This is a genomic window from Nocardia acididurans (assembly GCF_016741815.1).
In the GTDB taxonomy this organism is placed as follows: Bacteria; Actinomycetota; Actinomycetes; order Mycobacteriales; family Mycobacteriaceae; genus Nocardia; species Nocardia acididurans.
The window spans coordinates 206,266-222,054 of the sequence record NZ_JAERRJ010000004.1 but is presented as its reverse complement, the minus strand read 5'-3'; the positions used below and the strand labels follow the sequence as shown (position 1 = coordinate 222,054).

Genomic DNA, 15,789 nt, shown 5'->3' with positions numbered 1-15,789 from the left:
TCGTACTGAGCTGTCCGGCTGCCCGAGGGCTTCCGGTGGACCCGGTCTCCGGTGGGAGCCGATGTCCTGCTTCAACAGTCGGGGAGGAGCGGGTTCCGGCCGAGTGGCTTACCGGTTCGAGAGCTGGGAAACGCCTGTTCAGAGGCGGTGGCACCGGTTTTCCGGTCCGGCCAGGCGGATTTCGGGGTCGATTCGGGGCGGCATCCGGTCCGGTCGAGCTGTGCGAACCATCAGATCTGAGAATTATCCGGTCCCGGCCGATGCGACGCGGAATCCGGGCTGGTCACATGCCCTTTTCTGTCCGGACCGGACAACTCGGTTTCTCAGGGAGGAATCGGGGTGTTACCTGATGCCGCCTGTCGGAGCGGCATGCCAGTATCGAAGGCATGTATCCGTCCCCACCCCTGTTCGACCCTGCCCGCGCGGTGACCGCGTTGCCGCAGCCGCCGAAGCTGATGCGGCGCTCCGGGGGCCGGATCGTGGGCGGAGTCGCGGGCGGCATCGCCGACCATCTCGGCATCGACGTGCTCAAGGTGCGGATCGCGTTCGTTCTGCTGTCGGCGCTGTTCGGGTCCGGGGTGATCGCGTACGGAATGCTGTGGCTGTTCACGCCGGGCGGCGGGGACGCGGTGAAACCGTCGGCGACCGAACGGCGGCAGGCCATCGGTTTGGCGCTGCTGGGGCTGGCGTCCGCGGTCGCGATGGCGTGGCTGTTCAACGGGACGGCCGCGCATGTGGTGGGTCCGATCATCGTGGTGGCGGTCGGCGCGGCGCTGGTGTGGCGCGAATTCGACGCGGAGGGGCCGAGATCGGTCTTCGGGCTGCCCGCGCGGCCGAATGTGGTCACCTGGGCGCGCATCGTCGGCGGCGTCACGCTGATCGTGGTCGGGCTGGGTGTGGTGGTGCTGGCGCGCATCGATCTGAGTTCGCTCGGGTCGGCGCTGCTGGCGGTGGCGGTCAGCCTGATCGGGGCCGGGCTGCTCACCGTGCCGCTGTGGCTGCGGATGGTGCGGGCGCTGAATTCCGAACGGGCGGCGCGCATTCGCAACGAGGAGCGCGAGGAGATCGCCTCGCACCTGCACGATTCGGTGTTGCAGACGCTGGCGTTGATCCAGCGGCAGGCCGAGGATCCGCAGGAGGTGGTGCGGCTGGCGCGCAGTCAGGAGCGCGAGCTACGCAAGTGGCTGTTCGACGACACCGGCCCGGCGCATTCGAGTCTGGCCGCGGCACTGCGCACCATCTCCGGTGAGGTGGAGGATCAGCAAGGTGTGAAGGTTACGCCGGTGACGGTCGGCGATGTGACCATGGATGTGGACGACAGCGGTCATGGACTGCCCAAGGAGCATTTCACCGCCCTGCTCGGGGCCACCCGCGAGGCGCTGGTGAATGCCGCCAAACATGCCGGGGTGCCGGCCATCGACCTGTTCGCGGAGGTCGAACCGCATCAGGTGAGCATTTTCGTGCGCGACCGCGGCAAGGGTTTCGATCCGGACGCCGTGGGTTCGGATCGGCAGGGGCTGGCCAAATCCATTCACGCCCGCATCGAACGACGCGGCGGCACAGTGGAAATCAAGTCCGCGCCGGAGCGCGGCACCGAGGTCCGGATCTACCTGCCGCGCACCGACGGCGCGGAGGCCAGGCTCGTAGTGCAGCCGCAGGAGGCTCCCGTCACCGAGGACGCCGCGCAGCTGTGAGTCCGGTACGGCAAGCTGTTGGCTGGGGATGTCCGCGTCAGGTGAGGAGATATAGGTGAGCGTCCGGGTTTTTCTGGTCGACGATCATGCCGTGTTCCGGTCCGGGGTGCGGGCGGAGCTGAGCCGGGAAACCGATATGGAGGTGGTCGGCGAGGCGGGCGGCGTGGCCGAGGCGATCGCCGGGATCAAGGCGGCGCGACCGGATGTGGTGCTGCTCGACGTGCATATGCCCGACGGGGGCGGGGTGGCGGTGCTGCAGGGCATCGAGGAGGGGCCGGTGTGCTTGGCGCTCAGCGTGTCCGACGCCTCCGAGGATGTGATCGCGGTGATTCGCGCGGGGGCGCGCGGCTATGTCACCAAGACCATCTCGGGACCCGAACTGGCGGACGGGATTCGGCGTGTCGCGGGCGGCGACGCGGTGTTCAGCCCGCGTCTGGCCGGATTCGTGCTGGACTCCTTCACTGGCAAATCCCCTGTCCCCGAACCGCCCCTGGATCCTGAACTCGATTCGCTCACCCCGCGTGAACTCGAGGTCCTGCGTCTCCTGGCGCGCGGCTACACCTACCGGGAGATCGCCGAAAACCTCTTCATCTCCGTCAAAACGGTCGAAACGCACGCCTCCAACGTGCTCCGAAAGACCCAGCAGTCCAACCGAAACGCGCTGACCCGCTGGGCCCACCGTCGCCGCATCGACTGAACTGCGGCACGAGACTTTCAGAGCGCAACGAGAATCACGATGATGATCAGCAGGCCGATGAGCAGGCCGATCGCCACCGCCAGCGGACCCGCGTTCGGCCCGAGCTTGGAGAAGTCGAGTCCGCCCGACTTCGGTTGCGCCGCAGCCGGAGTCTGCGCCTGCTGGCGCTGGGGTCGCGGCAGTGGGCTGGAGTGCGGGCTGCGCAGCCCGGCGGCCGAGTTGCGGGCCGCCCACGCCGGAATGGTCCCGTCCTCGGTGCGCACCGGCGCGCCGAGGATGTAGGGCGCGGTGCCGGGACCGAATGCGGCGGTGAGGATTTCGTTGCGCGCCTCGGTCATGGTGGGGCGGCGCTGCGGGGCGGGTTCCATCATGTGCAGCAGGGCGGCGGTGAGCGGTCCGGTGCGTTCCGGCGGAATGATCTGCGCCATGGCCGCGCGCTCCACGATCACATTGCTGTCCTCGTCGAACCCGTAGGGCGGCTGTCCCTCGATGGCCGTGTACAGCGTTGCGCCGAGCGAGAATACGTCGCTGGCGGTGGTCGGCCGCTGCCCGCGCGCCACCTCGGGCGGCAGGTAGGCGGGGGTGCCGGTGATGACATCGCCCGGTTCGTCGGTATCGCCCGCGCCGCTGGAGATGCCGAAGTCGCTGAGCTTCACCATGCCCACCTCGTCACCGCGATCGGCGACGAGGATGTTGCCGGGCTTGATGTCCCGGTGCACGATGCCCGCGGCATGCGCGGCGGCGAGCGCGTCGGCGACCTGCGCGCCGATCTGCGCCACCTCGATGGGGGAGAGCGTGTCGGTCAGCGAAAGTGCCTTGGCCACACTGCGAGACGGTAAGTACTCCATGACGAGCCAGGGTTCTCCCGCCTCGAGTTCCACGTCGTAGACGGCGATGGCGTGCTCGTGTGAGAGCTTGGCGGCGACGCGGCCCTCGTGCATGATGCGCCGCCGCACCTCACCGGCCTCCTCCTCGCTGAGGTCGGCGAGGGAGAGCACCTGCTTGATGGCGACGTCGCGGTTGAGTAACCGGTCGTGGGCCAGCCACACCGCACCCATGCCGCCGCCACCGAGCTTCGACTTCAGACGGTAGCGGCCGGCGACCAGGTAATCGGGGCCGACGATGGGACGGGCGCGTTCGGTCACGTCGTGCAGGGTAGCGGAAAACCATCCTGACTGGCCTGGTTCGAAACCGGAGGTTTGCGCCACTGCCCCTTGACGCGCGCCGAGGCTCGAGTTCTACTGAGCATGAATCGAACGTATATTCGATTATGATAGGTAGCTGAAGCGGTGCTGAGCAGTGTTCGGCCGCTTCGGCAGGGTCCATCCATTGGTGGGAGAGGTGGTCGATAGATGGGTTCGACGGAAGAAGAGAAACAGCGGAAACTGACGGAACTACGGCGGCGTATGGCCGCGGTGCCGGCACGCGGTGGGGAAGCCGCGGCGCGGGTACCGGTGGCGGAGGAATTCCGCCGTGAAGCGCTGCCCGTCCCGTCCGCACTCGTAAACCTTTTGCCCGACGGCGGTTTGGCGAAGGGTTCGGTGGTCATCTACAGGGGCGCGCATTCCCTGCTCTCGGGTTTGCTGGCGGCTGTCACCGGCGCGGGCGGTCACGCCGCCGTGGTCGGCCTGCCCCGGCTGGGCTTGCTGGCGGCGGCGGAAATGGGTGCACGACTGGACCGTCTGGCCGTCGTCTCCGACCCCGGCTCCGACCCCCTGGAAATAGCCTCGGTGTTGCTGGAGGGTCTCGACCTGGTGGTTCTCGGCCTGAACGGCCTGAACGTCCCGCAATCCCGCACCCGGGTCCTCGCCGCCCGCGCCCGCAGCAAGAACTCGACCCTGCTGGTCACCGGCGGCACCTGGTCCGGTCCCGCCCTGCACATCGACACCCACGTCACCGGCTACAGCGGTCTCGGCCGCGGTTGCGGTCGCCTGCGCACCGTCCGCCTGGACATCTCCGTCCGCGGCCGCGCCGCTCAGCCCCGCCACGGCCACCTCGCCCTCAGCCCGCACGACGGCAAGGTCGAATGGGTCGCCACCGACCAGCCCGCAGCCGAGCCCCTGCGGCCCATCCGCCATGCGGTGTCCTGAGCATCGGACGGGCGGCGGCTATCCGGTCGGCGGGTGCCGCCGACCATGGAGCGTGACAACAGGTTTCGCAAGGTTCGGATAGCTCACCGAGTAGGTCCGAATCGATGCGGGCGCTCGATCACCGGCGCGTGCGTGACCGCTGACGCCTACCGCGCGGGTGCGCGGCCGGGCTCATGACGCGGGCGTCGAGCAATTTCCGGAGACGGAACAGTGAGGTGTGTGTGAAGGCGCGGTCGCGGGTGCTGGTGGTGTGGTGCCCGGATTGGCCCGCGGTGGCGGCCGCCGTGGAGGCGGGCGTGGAGGTCACACGGGCGGTGGCGGTGCTGTCGTCGAATCGGGTCGTGGCGTGTTCGGCGGTGGCGCGGTCCGAGGGGATCCGGCGCGGGATGCGGAAGCGGGAGGCGCAGGCCTGTTGCCCGGATCTGGTGGTGGCGCAGGAGGATCCGGATCGAGATGGGCGGTTCTTCGAGGCCGTGGTGGAGGCGGTGGATGCCACGGTGCCGGGGGTGGAGGTGTTGCGGCCGGGGCTGCTGGCGGTCGCCGCGCGAGGGGCGACGCGGTTCTTCGGATCCGAGGAGGCTGCGGCGGAACAGCTGGTGGACGCGGTGGCGGCGGCCGGGGCGGAATGTCAGATCGGGATCGCGGACGAGCTGTCCACGGCGGTGTTCGCCGCGCGGCGGGCGGCGTTCGTACCGTCGGGGAAGGGGGCGGAGTTCCTTGCGCCGCTGCCGGTTTCCGAGCTGGCGGTGGAACCCGCACTGGCCGCGCCGGAGCGTGCCGAGCTGGTGGATCTGCTGTGGCGCTTGGGGCTACGGCGGATCGGGGACTTCGCCCGGCTGACCCCCGCCGAGGTCGCCTCGCGGTTCGGGCAGGACGCCATCACCGCGCACCGTTGTGCCAGAGCGCTTCCCGAGCGCCCGGCCTCCGCGCGCGTCCCCCCGGCCGACCTGGTGGTGGAGTACCGCTGCGATCCGCCGATCGACCGCGTCGACGCCGCCGCCTTCGCGGGCCGCATGCTCGCCGCTCGACTGCACGACACCCTGTCCGCCGCCTCGGTCGCCTGCACCCGCCTGGAAATCCACGCCGAAACCGAAGCGGGCGAACACTTCTCCCGGGTCTGGCGCTGCGCCGAACCCCTCACTCCCGACAGCACCGCCGACCGTATCCGCTGGCAGCTGGACGGCTGGCTCACCCGTCGCCGCACCCGGAATCGGCGCGGCGCGGAACCGAACTCACCCGGCCGCCGCGCATCGAACCGACGGGCAGCGGATTCAGATTCGTCCGGTCGCGCATCGAACCGATGGGCAGCGAGTTCAGATTCGTCCGGTCGCGCATCGAATCGGCGGTCAGCGGAACCGGATTCGTTCGGCCGTATGCGGCACCCGGGCGGAACGCAGCCGGATTCGTTCGACGAGCCCGAGGAGGCTTGGGGGCCGGGCGCGATCACCCTGCTGCGACTGGAACCGCTCGAGGTGGTCTCGGCGGGAGCCCTGCAGCTCGGCCTCTGGGGCGGCGTCGGGGAAGAGGAGGAGCGGGCGCGCCGGGTGCTCATCCGGGTGCAGGGCCTGCTGGGTGGCGACGCCGTCCGCCTGGGCGTGCTGAGCGGCGGTCGCGGGCCCGAAGAACGCATCACCATGATCACCCTGGGCGATGAGCTGGTCCCAGCCCACGACCCGGCCCAGCCCTGGCCCGGCCGCCTCCCCGAACCCGCGCCGACGGTCCTGCTCCCGAACCGCCCCGAGGTCCGCCTCGAAGACGCCACCGGCGCCCCGGTCTGGATCGACGACCGCGGCCTCTTCACCGCCGAACCGGCCCACCTGCACTGGGGCAGCCGCAGCTGGAAACTGATCGGCTGGGCAGGCCCCTGGCTCCTCGACGACCGCTGGTGGAGCCACCGGGTCCAGCACGGCGTCGCCGCCCGCGCCCAGGTCCTTTTGGAGAAGGACAAACGCGCCCTCCTCCTACTCGGCTTCCACCGCGTCTGGCACGTGGAAGGCCTCTACGAATAGCCGAAGCGCCCGCAGTCCCGGCTTATTGCCAGTGCAGGTCGCCCACCGCCGCTGCTTCCGAGCCGCCGTCGGCGAAGAGGATCTGGCCGGTGACGAAGCGGTTGTCCGCGCTTGCCAGCCAGCAGATGGTTTCGGCGATCCACTCCGGGCGGCCCGGGAATCCGCCGAATGGTTGTGGCGCAGCGGTTTCGACGGCCTTGCGGACCTCGGGGTCGGTGAGGATGTAGGCGGCCGCGGGGGTGTCGACGACGCCCGGCGCGACCACATTGAGGGCGATGCCCGCACCCGCCCACTCGGCGGTCGGGGCGGCTCGGCGGACCCAGCGGTTCAGGGCGCGTTTCGCGACCCCGTAGCCGCCCGCCACGCCACCGCCGGAGGGGTCCTGCCCGAGCAGGTGTACGGCGGCGGCCTCGTCGCCGTCGAGGCAGGCCTGCACGACCTGCTCGTTCGCCGGTGCCAGGGCGGAGGTCGAGGATACAGCTACCGCGCGAGGTGCGGTGCGCTGTGCGAGCAGCGGGCGCAGACCCTCCAGCGTCGCGACCGCGCCGAAGTAATTCGTTTCCAGCAGACCGGTTTTCCCGCCACCGGCCACCGCGAGCACGGCGTCGATCGGCCCGTGTTCTCGTACCTGTTCGATCAGGGAAAGCCGCCCATCGGGGGTGGACAGGTCGGCTCGGATCTCGGCGTCGGCGAGATCGCAGCCGATGACCTCGGCTCCGCGTTCGCGCAGCAGTGCGGTTGTCGCCGCTCCGATTCCGGAGGCCGACCCGGTCACCACGTATGTGCGTCCTTCGAAACCCGTGTGCGACGTCATACCCTCCTGCCTACCACCGCGGGGTTGATTCCGCTGTGCGGCAGAGATTTACGCTCAGGCCGGAACCAGCATGGCTTCGATCTCTTCGACGGTGAGGGTCGCGAGTTGATCAGGGTGGGTGGTGGACAGCCGCGTGATGGTCTCGGTCAACCGGTCCGCGGGCACCGGAAGTCCCTGCGGTCGTAGCTGATAGATCCGCGGGCTGTGGTCATCGTTCGCGAAATGGGTTTCCGGGCGTTTCGAATGTGCGATGACAGCGGTTGCGGGGCAACGGAATTCGATATTCGGCCGGGTGGTGTTGCCGCTGACCGGAATTTGTGCACAGGTCACGTCCGATATTGCCGTCCAGGGGAATTCGCGATCCCGGTTGCGGAAGACCAGGCGCAGGGATTCCCGGCTGAACTCCAGCCGGGTCCCGCGCCGCCGGAAGGAGTCCCAGAGCCCGAGCGCGCAGACCGCGAACAGCAGGCCGCCGAGGATCGCGTAGAGCCAGATTTCCAGCGCCGCGCCCAGCGCGATCCAGAGCAGGCCGCCGACTGCCGCCGTCGCGGCCGTGTAGTGCACCGGGGCGCCCCACGGGGCTTCGATCACCACCCGATCGTGGCGGATGCGGGCGGCGGTTTCGGGTCCGGCGATGGCGGATCCCACCACCATGACCAGCAGGGTCACCGTCAGTGTGCAGCACACCATCGCCACCCCGATCGCGAGCACCGCCCACGCCGAGTCGGCGCGCACGGTCGCCGCCGCCCACCACAGCGTCAGCATCGCGGGCGCTGCCGCAATGACCGTCGTTACCAGCCAGGACACAAACTTCACCCCCGCATCCAACCAGGTCGCCGGATATGGCGATGCGCACAATCCCGGGCGGGCCGCCGGGCCGGGTCCGTACCCTGGTTGATCGTGGAGACGGTCACCCGGGTCGAGTTCGACGACGTGCTGATCGCCTATCGGGATTCGGGGGCGACGGCCGAGCCCAGTCCTACCCCCGTCATGCTCGTGCACGGTATGGGCGGCGACGGGTACACCTGGGATCGCTTCGCCCAGCAGCTGGTGCGGCGCGGGCGGCGGGTGATCATTCCGGATCTGCGCGGGCACGGCCGTAGCGCGCACACCGAGTCCTATCAGTTCCCGGAGTTCGGGGCCGATGTGCTGCGCCTGTGCGAGCGGCTCGGCCTGGAGTCGGTGGATCTGGTCGGGCATTCGCTCGGCGGGTACGCGGTGTCGTGGGTGGCCATGCAGCGGCCCGGACTGGTGCGCCGGCTGGTGATCGAGGAGCAGCCGCTGCCGCTGCGCTCGGGCGACGAGCAGATGACGCTGACCAGGCGGCTGCCGTCGGTGCCGGAGCTCTGGCATGCCACCACCAGCCTGCTGCGGCATCCGCGCGCGGTGCTGGCCTTCGACAGGTCCATGACGGGCAAGGCGCTCGAACAGTTCCGCAAACCGTATCCGGAGTGGTGGGAGGGGCTGGCCGAGATCACCGCGCCGACGCTGTTCCTGCGCGGCGGGCCGGGCGGCATGGTGGACCCGGGCAAACTGGAGCATATGCGGGCGTCCATGCCCGATTGCACGGTCTGCGCGTTCACCTGCGGGCACAGCATCCACCGCGACCGGTACCGCGAGTTCGAATCCGCGGTGCTGCCCTTTCTCGGCCACTGAACCCTCGGATTGCTGCCACCGGCGCGAGGCCGTCGGAACAGGTAATTACAGTTGAGGGCGTGTCCGGAGTCGAGCGTCCCACGCTGTTCTTTCCCGACGAACCGTCGTTCCGGGAATGGCTGGCGGCCAATCATGCGGCCGTGGACGGCATCTGGGTGAAATTCGCCAAGAAGGGCACCGGCTACACCTCCCTCGACTATGACGGCGCACTGCGCCAAGCCCTGTGCTTCGGCTGGATCGACGGGCAGTCACGGCGGCTCGACGACGAGTTCTACCTGCAGGGGTTCACCCCGCGCCGGCGGCGCAGCCCGTGGTCGCAGCGGAATGTGGGCATCGTGGCGGAGTTGATCGCGCTGGGGCTCATGCATCCCGCCGGGCAGGCCGAGATCGACCGCGCCAAGGCGGACGGGCGCTGGGACAACGCCTACGGGCGCGACCTGCCGCAGGACTTCCTGGACGCGCTGGCATCGAATCCGGAGGCGGCGGCCTTCTTCGAAACCCTGCCCGCGCAGTCGCGGATCGCGGTCGGATACCACCTGGGCAGTGCGGTGCGGCCGGAGACCCGGGAGCGGCGGCTGCAGCAGCTGATCCAGAAGCTGATCGACGGGCAGCCGCTGTGACCGGATTCGACGGCATGCTGTGTTCGGCTGCCGCACAGGAGATTCCGCTACCCGGCAGCGCCACCCACGTCACCGGATGGCTGTGCGTGGAACAGCCCGGCGCGTGGGGCCGCGACGTCATCGGCGACGAAGTGCTCGGCCCGGAGATCACCGCCGAACTGGCCGCCCGCACCAAGGCCGCGCATGTGCGCCCCACCCTCATCCGCCGCCCCGGCCGCAATGAATTCAACGGCGTCCGAACGGTTCTCCTGGCCCGCACCAGTGCCGAGGACTCCTGGTGCGAACGTTTCGAGATCACCGACCTGAAGCAGCTGCTCGACCTGGACCTGCACCTGCTCAACGGCCCCGCCCCCGGAATCGGTGCGCGCGTGGAGGATCCACTGGTCCTGGTCTGCGCCCACGGCAAACGCGACCAATGCTGCGCCCTGCTGGGCCGACCCATCGCCGCCCGCCTGGTCACCGAATTCCCGGACCGCGTCTGGGAGTGCTCACACACCGGCGGCCACCGCTTCGCCCCCGCCGTAGTCCTGCTCCCCACCGGCCTCACCTACGGCCGGGTCGACGCGGACGCGGTCATCACCGCCGTCGAGGCAGCACAATACGGCCGCATCTCCCTGCCCGGTCTGCGCGGCCGCAGCTGCTACACCCCCGTGCAGCAGGTCGCGGAATTGGCTGTGGCCCAACGCCTCATCGACGAGACCTACACTGAGCGGGAAGATCCGGTCGCGGTGCGCGAGCGGTCGCAGCGCGACGAAGGTGCGCCGGGGGCGGTAGCCGACGCGGGTATCCACGCCACCGGCCGCCCCGGCCTGCGCGACAGCGTGCGCACCGCCGACATGTGCGTGGGCGTCAGCGATCTCACCGTGAAGTCGGCCGAGGTGGACTCCGCGACCTCCCGCAACCCCGCCACCTTCGCGGGTGCGGCCGAGGTGACGCACCGCGACGGCCGCCGCTGGCTGGTCACCGCGCACACTGTCGCCTACGCCCCTCGTCAGGCCAGCTGCGGCGCTGCTCCGAAGAAGGCCACCGCCGTCGTCGCCGACGAAGTGCGCCTGATCCTCTGAAATTTCGTCCCGGCCGCCGTCACCCCGTCGTTCCGAGGTCGGCGATCTTGCGTTCGAGCATGGCGCGCTCGCGGTCGTTGCCGCACAGTTTCACCGCGCGCTCGAATTCGGTGCGCGCCTCGATATTTCGTCCCATGCGAATGAGCAGTTCGCCGCGGACGGCCGGCAGCAGGTGGGATGCCGACAGGGTTCCGGTGGCCAGGAGTTCGTCGACTATCGGCAGGGCGGCCGCCGGTCCCTGCGCCATGGAAACCGCTACGGCGCGGTTCAATTCGACCACCGGTGAGGGCGCGAGTCGTCCGAGCGCCTCGTACAGCAGGACGATGCGCTCCCAGTCCGTCGCGTCGACGGATGCCGCGACGGCGTGACATTCGGCGATGGCGGCCTGTAATCCGTACGCGCCCAAGCCCCTTCCCAGTCGGCCGGCGCGGGACAGCGCCGCCTGTCCGCGCCGGATGGCGGCGCGATCCCAGAGGCGGCGGTTCTGCTGTTCGAGCAGGACCGGTTCCCCGTCCGGCCCGATGCGGGCGGGGAAGCGGGCGGCGGTGAGTTCGAGCAGGGCCAGCAGGCCGTGCACCTCGGGTTCGTCGGGCATGAGCCGGGACAGGACGCGGGCGAGCCGCTGGGCTTCCCCGGCCAGGTCGAAGCGGATGAGATCTTCACCGGAACTGGCCGAGGAGCCCTCGGTGAAGATCACGTAGAGCACGCTCAGCACCGAGCCCAGCCGGGTCGCCCGTTCCGCGAGCGGCGGCACCTCGAACGGCACCCGTGCCGCCGCGAGGGTTTTCTTCGCGCGGGTGATGCGGGCCTGCACGGTGGCGGTCGGCACCAGGAACGCCTTGGCGATCTCGTCGCTGGTCAGACCGCCGACCACGCGCAGGGTGAGCGCCACCCGTGCTTCCCGCGCCAGCACCGGATGGCACGCGGTGAACATGAGCGCCAGCACATCGTCGTCGATGCGGTCCGGATCCCACAGCACCCCTTCGTCTTCCGTGCCCGGATCGCCCGGCGCGCCACCCGCGGCGATGCCGCCCTCACCCAGTTCGCGGGCGAGGACGGCATGCCGTTCGTCGAGGGCGCTGCGGCGGCGGAATCCGTCGATGGCCCGCCGCCGCGCCACGGTGAGCAGCCAGCCCGCCGGATGCCGCGGCGTCCCTTCGCGCGGCCAGGTCACCAGCGCTTCGGCCAGCGCCTCCTGCGCGAGATCCTCGGCCAGCGCGAAGTCACCGGTGTAGCGGGCCAGCGCGCCGACGATCCGCGCGGATTCGATCCGCCAGACGGCGGCGACCGCCTCGCGGCCGGTGGGGTCGGTCACGGTGGATCCTTTCGGAACCGTCCGGTCGGCCCGGTCGCGGCGGTCTCCAGCCCGCGCCGGGCGACGGAACGGGGCACGGTCGGCTCAGAGCTGCCCGGTGGCCTCACGCCAGGCGCGTTCCTTGAGGATCCACTCGTTGTCCTGTGGAAACTCGTCGATGGTCGGCACCCGCCGGATCTCGGTCTTGACCCCCTTGCCGGTCATCGGCATCCGCTTGGCCCATTCGACGGCCTCCTCCTGCGACGCCACATTGAGGATGTAGAAGCCGCCGAACAGCTCCTTGGTCTCCCCGTAGGGTCCGTCGGTGACCACGGGCGGCTCGGACGAATAGTCGACCACCACGCCCTTCGCGGCGTCGTCGAGCCCCTCCGCCGCGAGCAGTACGCCCGCGCGGATCATCTCGTCGTTGTATTTGCCCATCTCGTTCAGCAGGTCATTGAAATCGACGTTGGCCATGTTCGCCCACGCTTCGTCGGTGGCACGCATGATCAGCATGTACTTCATGGTGGTGTCCTCCTCGAGTGTTGCCGGGTCCCCTTCGGACCCTTCCACTCGTAGGTCGAACGGGGAAGCCGCGAATCGACATCGGCGTAACGATTCTTTCAGCCGGAACGACATGATCACCGAATCACGGCCTGTCGGGAGGCCTGTCCGCCCACGTGACGAACAGGAATGGGAATCAGGGCACATGGCTCTTCGCACTATTTTCTCGCGCGCTCGCATCGGTTCGCCCATGGTTGCCGGTCCGGCGGCCCTCGGGGTGGTGGCGATCGTCGGCGCGACGCTGATCTTGACCACCTCCGAGCAGAAGCCGACCATCGCGGATCCGGCGCTCGTGGCCTCGGTCACGGAATGCCGTGACATGGTGACCATTTCGGTCGCCGGGCGCAATGACTCGCCGCAGTCGGGCCAGGTGAAGATGCTCGTCGACGCCAACGGCAACGAACTGCCCGCCGCACTGTCCGACGACTATCAGAGCCGATGGCTGGATCCGGTCGCCAATGCGCCCAAGGACGCGGTCGGCGGCGACTACGCGGCCGTCTACATCTCGTATCCGGCGAATATGGCCACCTACGAGGACGCGGTCAACACCGGCGTCACCAACACCAAAGAGGTGATGCGGCAGATCTCCGCCGCCTGCCCCGACACCCGGTTCTCCATCGTCGGATACAGCGAGGGCGCGGATGTCGTGCGCCGCGTCGCCATGGATATCGGCGACGATCAGGCCGGGACCAACGGCAAATACGAGACCGCCGACCCGGACAAGGTCGTCGGCGTGGTCATGTTCGCCGATGCCGGACGCGGTGCGGGCGAGGGGCCGTTCATCGGCGCCACCGACCCCAACCGTCCGGACAACTACGGCCAGACCCTCGGCGGCACAGCGGCTTCCGGTCAGGGCGCGCTGGCCGACACCAACGGCGGGTTCGGCAAGCTGAACGGCAAGATCGCCTCCTTCTGCTCCGAGCGCGACCAGACCTGCTCTGTGCCGCAGAACATTTCGCTGATCCAGCTGGCCGCGAACGTGGGCAGGCAGATCAATGTCGATGCCCTGCAGAACGAAGGGCTGACCCCGGCCACCGGCCAGGATGTGGCGACCGTGCTCGCCGCCACCGGTTTCTCCGCGTTCCAGTACATTCAGAGCAACCCGAACTGGTGGACCAGCAACGAGACCTTCCTCGATGTGCTGCTGAAGGTTTCGGCCCCCAACTACAAGCCGGGCGAGGCCGGGTCCGCGGTGACCAAGGCGGATTCCATCTCCACCGACGAGATGTCGCCGCTGGCGTACCTGCCGCAGAAGGTGTTCAACGAGATCGTGGGTCTGATCATGACCAACACCAACACGATTCCGGTGATCATGAGCGACCCGTACCAGCAGACCCTCGGCGAGGGCACCGGCGCGCACTTCGACTACTGGCGTGACGCCGATCCGGCCAACGGTAAGAACCAGACCTCCGCCGAATACGCGGCCGCCTGGCTCACCCACCTGGCCAAGCAGGCCCAGGCCGGCGTGCCGATCGAAACCAAGTCGCAGCCCAAGGAAGAGGACTACGCCGCCGCCCGCCAGGTGGCCAACACCCCGCGCAAGGAACGCCTCTCGGCCCCCGAGACCACCACGGTCTCCAAGACCACCACCACCGGCTCCACCACCACGGCTCCGACGACAACCAAGTCGACGACCACCGAAGGTTCGACGACCACATCCCCCAAGACGGACGCCAAGTCCACCACCACGGAGTCGACCACGGTCCCCCCGACCACGGCCCCCAAAACCGAAGACCCGGTAGCCGTGGCCCCCACCACCGTCCCCCCGACTACGGACAGCCCCCGCACCGAGGTAGCCGCCCCCCAGGACACGATCGCCCCGATCACCACCACCCCACCGGCGACCACCACCACAACAACAACCCCCAACAACTGACCACCTGACATCGAACCCCCAGAGGCATTGCGCCTCTGGGGGTTCGATGCGTTCGTGGATTGCGGGACGGCCCGAACCCCAGGGATCGACGAGGCCTGGGGGCCTTTCAGGTTGGGGCGAGCCCCCTGAGACTCTTCAGGTTGGGCGAGGCCGTGAGGACCCTTCGGGTTTGGGCGAGGCCCTAGGCCCCTTCGGGTTTGGGGCGAGGCCCCGAGTCCTTGGGGGTTCGGGGGCGAAGCCCTTGAGAGACTCCCAGAGAGTTGGGGTTTACCAATGGGTGCCCGGCACCAGGCGGGCGGCGCGGCGGAGTACGGTGCCGGTGGCGCGGACGGCGGGCGGGACGGGGCGGCGACGGCGTTCCGGGACAATGTATTCCAGGTCGGTGGTTTCCGGCTCCACCACGGTTTCGCCCTTGGCGGCGGGGGAGTCGCCGATGGCGCGGTAGTAGCGGTGCAGGACGCGCTCCTTGATGGCGGGCGCGATGAGGTTGCCGTATTCGGCGAGAGTGCCCAGGGGGACGTCGATTCGGCGCGGGCGCTCGCTGAGGGCGCGCACGATGAGCGCGGCCGCCCACTCGGGAGATTGGATGGGGGAGCCCTGGTCACCGCTCGGCGTGATCATGGGCGTGCGCACCAGCGGCATATGGATGGTGGTGAAAGTGATGTTGTCCGCGAGCATTTCGGCCGCGGTCACCTCGGCGAACTTGTCGAGGGCGGCCTTGGAAGCGAGGTAGGCGGCGAAGCGCGGGGTGGCGACCTGCACGCCGGCGCTCGAAATGTTCACGATGTGACCGTCTTTGCGCTCACGCATCTGCGGCAGCAGGCCGAGGGTCATGCGCACGGCGCCGAAGTAGTTGACGGCCATGGTGCGTTCGAAGTCGTGCATGCGGTCGGTGGAGCGGTGCACGGCGCGGCGGATGGAGCGGCCGGCATTGTTCACCAGCATGTCGACGTGACCGTGCTCGTCGAGAATGAGAGTGATTGCGCGGTCCACGGATTCGGCGTCGGTGACATCGCACTGGTAGCCGAATGCGCTGCCGCCCATGGCCGTGATCTCGTCGACGACGGATTCGAGTTCGTCGGCGCGGCGGGCCAGCAGGATGACCACGCCGCCCTTCTCGGCGACGGCGATCGCGGCGGATCGGCCGATTCCGGAGGATGCTCCGGTGATGACGATGTGCTTGCCGGTCAGGTCCCGGCGGGCACGTCGACGGGCCAGGTAGCCGTCACCGTTGAGGGCGTTCTCGCGCCCACCCGTCGCCCGACCACCACCCCTCATCGAATCGCTACGCGATGCCGTCATGTCAGCTCCTTGCAGATCGGATTTCCTAGAACTTACTCCAAAGTAAGTTCCGAATCCACAATCGATTCGTCTCGATTCGAGAGTTGATACAAACCGTTCGGTACGAGCC

14 protein-coding genes are annotated in these 15,789 nt (G+C 69.0%); 8 read left to right on the top strand and 6 right to left on the bottom strand.

The features are described 5' to 3' along the window. The first annotated feature begins 386 nt into the window (after window positions 1-386). Both JK358_RS11790 and JK358_RS11785 read left to right on the top strand, forming a co-directional pair. Window positions 387-1,694 (top strand): ATP-binding protein, encoded by a 1,308-nt coding sequence (locus tag JK358_RS11790; protein ID WP_201946732.1) that lies wholly within the window; start codon window positions 387-389, stop codon window positions 1,692-1,694. A 55-nt stretch (window positions 1,695-1,749) separates the two neighbouring features. Continuing rightward, window positions 1,750-2,391 (top strand): response regulator, encoded by a 642-nt coding sequence (locus JK358_RS11785; protein ID WP_201946729.1) that lies wholly within the window; start codon window positions 1,750-1,752, stop codon window positions 2,389-2,391. 17 nt (window positions 2,392-2,408) lie between these two features. Here JK358_RS11785 and JK358_RS11780 read toward each other — a convergent pair whose 3' ends face one another. Continuing rightward, entirely contained in the window at window positions 2,409-3,536 is a 1,128-nt protein-coding gene (locus JK358_RS11780; protein WP_201946727.1) for a serine/threonine-protein kinase, read from the bottom strand. A gap of 207 nt (window positions 3,537-3,743) precedes the next feature. On the opposite strand from JK358_RS11780, the gene imuA' reads away from it, so the two are divergent. Both imuA' and JK358_RS11770 read left to right on the top strand, forming a co-directional pair. Further along, window positions 3,744-4,481 carry a DnaE2-dependent mutagenesis accessory factor ImuA' gene (imuA', locus tag JK358_RS11775; protein WP_201946725.1) on the top strand — a complete coding sequence of 246 codons (738 nt, stop codon included), beginning with the start codon at window positions 3,744-3,746 and terminating at the stop codon, window positions 4,479-4,481. 221 nt (window positions 4,482-4,702) lie between these two features. Beyond that, window positions 4,703-6,490, top strand: coding sequence for a Y-family DNA polymerase (locus JK358_RS11770; protein WP_372440658.1), 1,788 nt, complete (start codon window positions 4,703-4,705; stop codon window positions 6,488-6,490). A 22-nt stretch (window positions 6,491-6,512) separates the two neighbouring features. Here JK358_RS11770 and JK358_RS11765 read toward each other — a convergent pair whose 3' ends face one another. Further along, on the bottom strand, window positions 6,513-7,304 hold the full coding sequence (locus tag JK358_RS11765; RefSeq protein WP_232851155.1) for an SDR family oxidoreductase: 792 nt from the start codon (window positions 7,302-7,304) through the stop codon (window positions 6,513-6,515). Window positions 7,305-7,358: 54 nt separating this feature from the next. Continuing rightward, window positions 7,359-8,120 carry a hypothetical protein gene (locus tag JK358_RS11760; RefSeq protein WP_201946720.1) on the bottom strand — a complete coding sequence of 254 codons (762 nt, stop codon included), beginning with the start codon at window positions 8,118-8,120 and terminating at the stop codon, window positions 7,359-7,361. An 84-nt stretch (window positions 8,121-8,204) separates the two neighbouring features. Between JK358_RS11760 and JK358_RS11755 the strand changes: the two genes are divergently transcribed. The 3 genes from JK358_RS11755 to JK358_RS39160 are packed head-to-tail and all read left to right on the top strand — an operon-like array spanning window position 8,205 to window position 10,644. Next, window positions 8,205-8,960 carry an alpha/beta fold hydrolase gene (locus tag JK358_RS11755; protein WP_307817471.1) on the top strand — a complete coding sequence of 252 codons (756 nt, stop codon included), beginning with the start codon at window positions 8,205-8,207 and terminating at the stop codon, window positions 8,958-8,960. A 59-nt stretch (window positions 8,961-9,019) separates the two neighbouring features. Beyond that, window positions 9,020-9,580: a YdeI/OmpD-associated family protein gene (locus JK358_RS11750; protein ID WP_201946718.1), complete on the top strand. Its 561-nt coding sequence runs from the start codon at window positions 9,020-9,022 to the stop codon at window positions 9,578-9,580. Continuing rightward, window positions 9,577-10,644, top strand: coding sequence for a ferredoxin family protein (locus tag JK358_RS39160; protein ID WP_307817470.1), 1,068 nt, complete (start codon window positions 9,577-9,579; stop codon window positions 10,642-10,644). The genes JK358_RS11750 and JK358_RS39160 overlap by 4 nt, the downstream gene beginning before the upstream one ends. Window positions 10,645-10,663: 19 nt before the next feature. Here JK358_RS39160 and JK358_RS11740 read toward each other — a convergent pair whose 3' ends face one another. Both JK358_RS11740 and JK358_RS11735 read right to left on the bottom strand, forming a co-directional pair. Beyond that, window positions 10,664-11,959: an RNA polymerase sigma factor gene (locus tag JK358_RS11740; protein WP_201946715.1), complete on the bottom strand. Its 1,296-nt coding sequence runs from the start codon at window positions 11,957-11,959 to the stop codon at window positions 10,664-10,666. 84 nt (window positions 11,960-12,043) lie between these two features. Then, the gene (locus JK358_RS11735; protein ID WP_201946713.1) at window positions 12,044-12,463 is read right to left on the bottom strand and encodes a YciI family protein; all 420 of its coding nucleotides are present in this window, start codon (window positions 12,461-12,463) and stop codon (window positions 12,044-12,046) included. Window positions 12,464-12,647: 184 nt separating this feature from the next. Between JK358_RS11735 and JK358_RS11730 the strand changes: the two genes are divergently transcribed. Further along, window positions 12,648-14,378: a cutinase family protein gene (locus JK358_RS11730; protein ID WP_201946710.1), complete on the top strand. Its 1,731-nt coding sequence runs from the start codon at window positions 12,648-12,650 to the stop codon at window positions 14,376-14,378. Window positions 14,379-14,645: 267 nt separating this feature from the next. Here JK358_RS11730 and JK358_RS11725 read toward each other — a convergent pair whose 3' ends face one another. After that, on the bottom strand, window positions 14,646-15,680 hold the full coding sequence (locus tag JK358_RS11725) for an SDR family NAD(P)-dependent oxidoreductase (RefSeq protein WP_232851152.1): 1,035 nt from the start codon (window positions 15,678-15,680) through the stop codon (window positions 14,646-14,648). Between the last annotated feature and the right edge of the window lie 109 nt (window positions 15,681-15,789).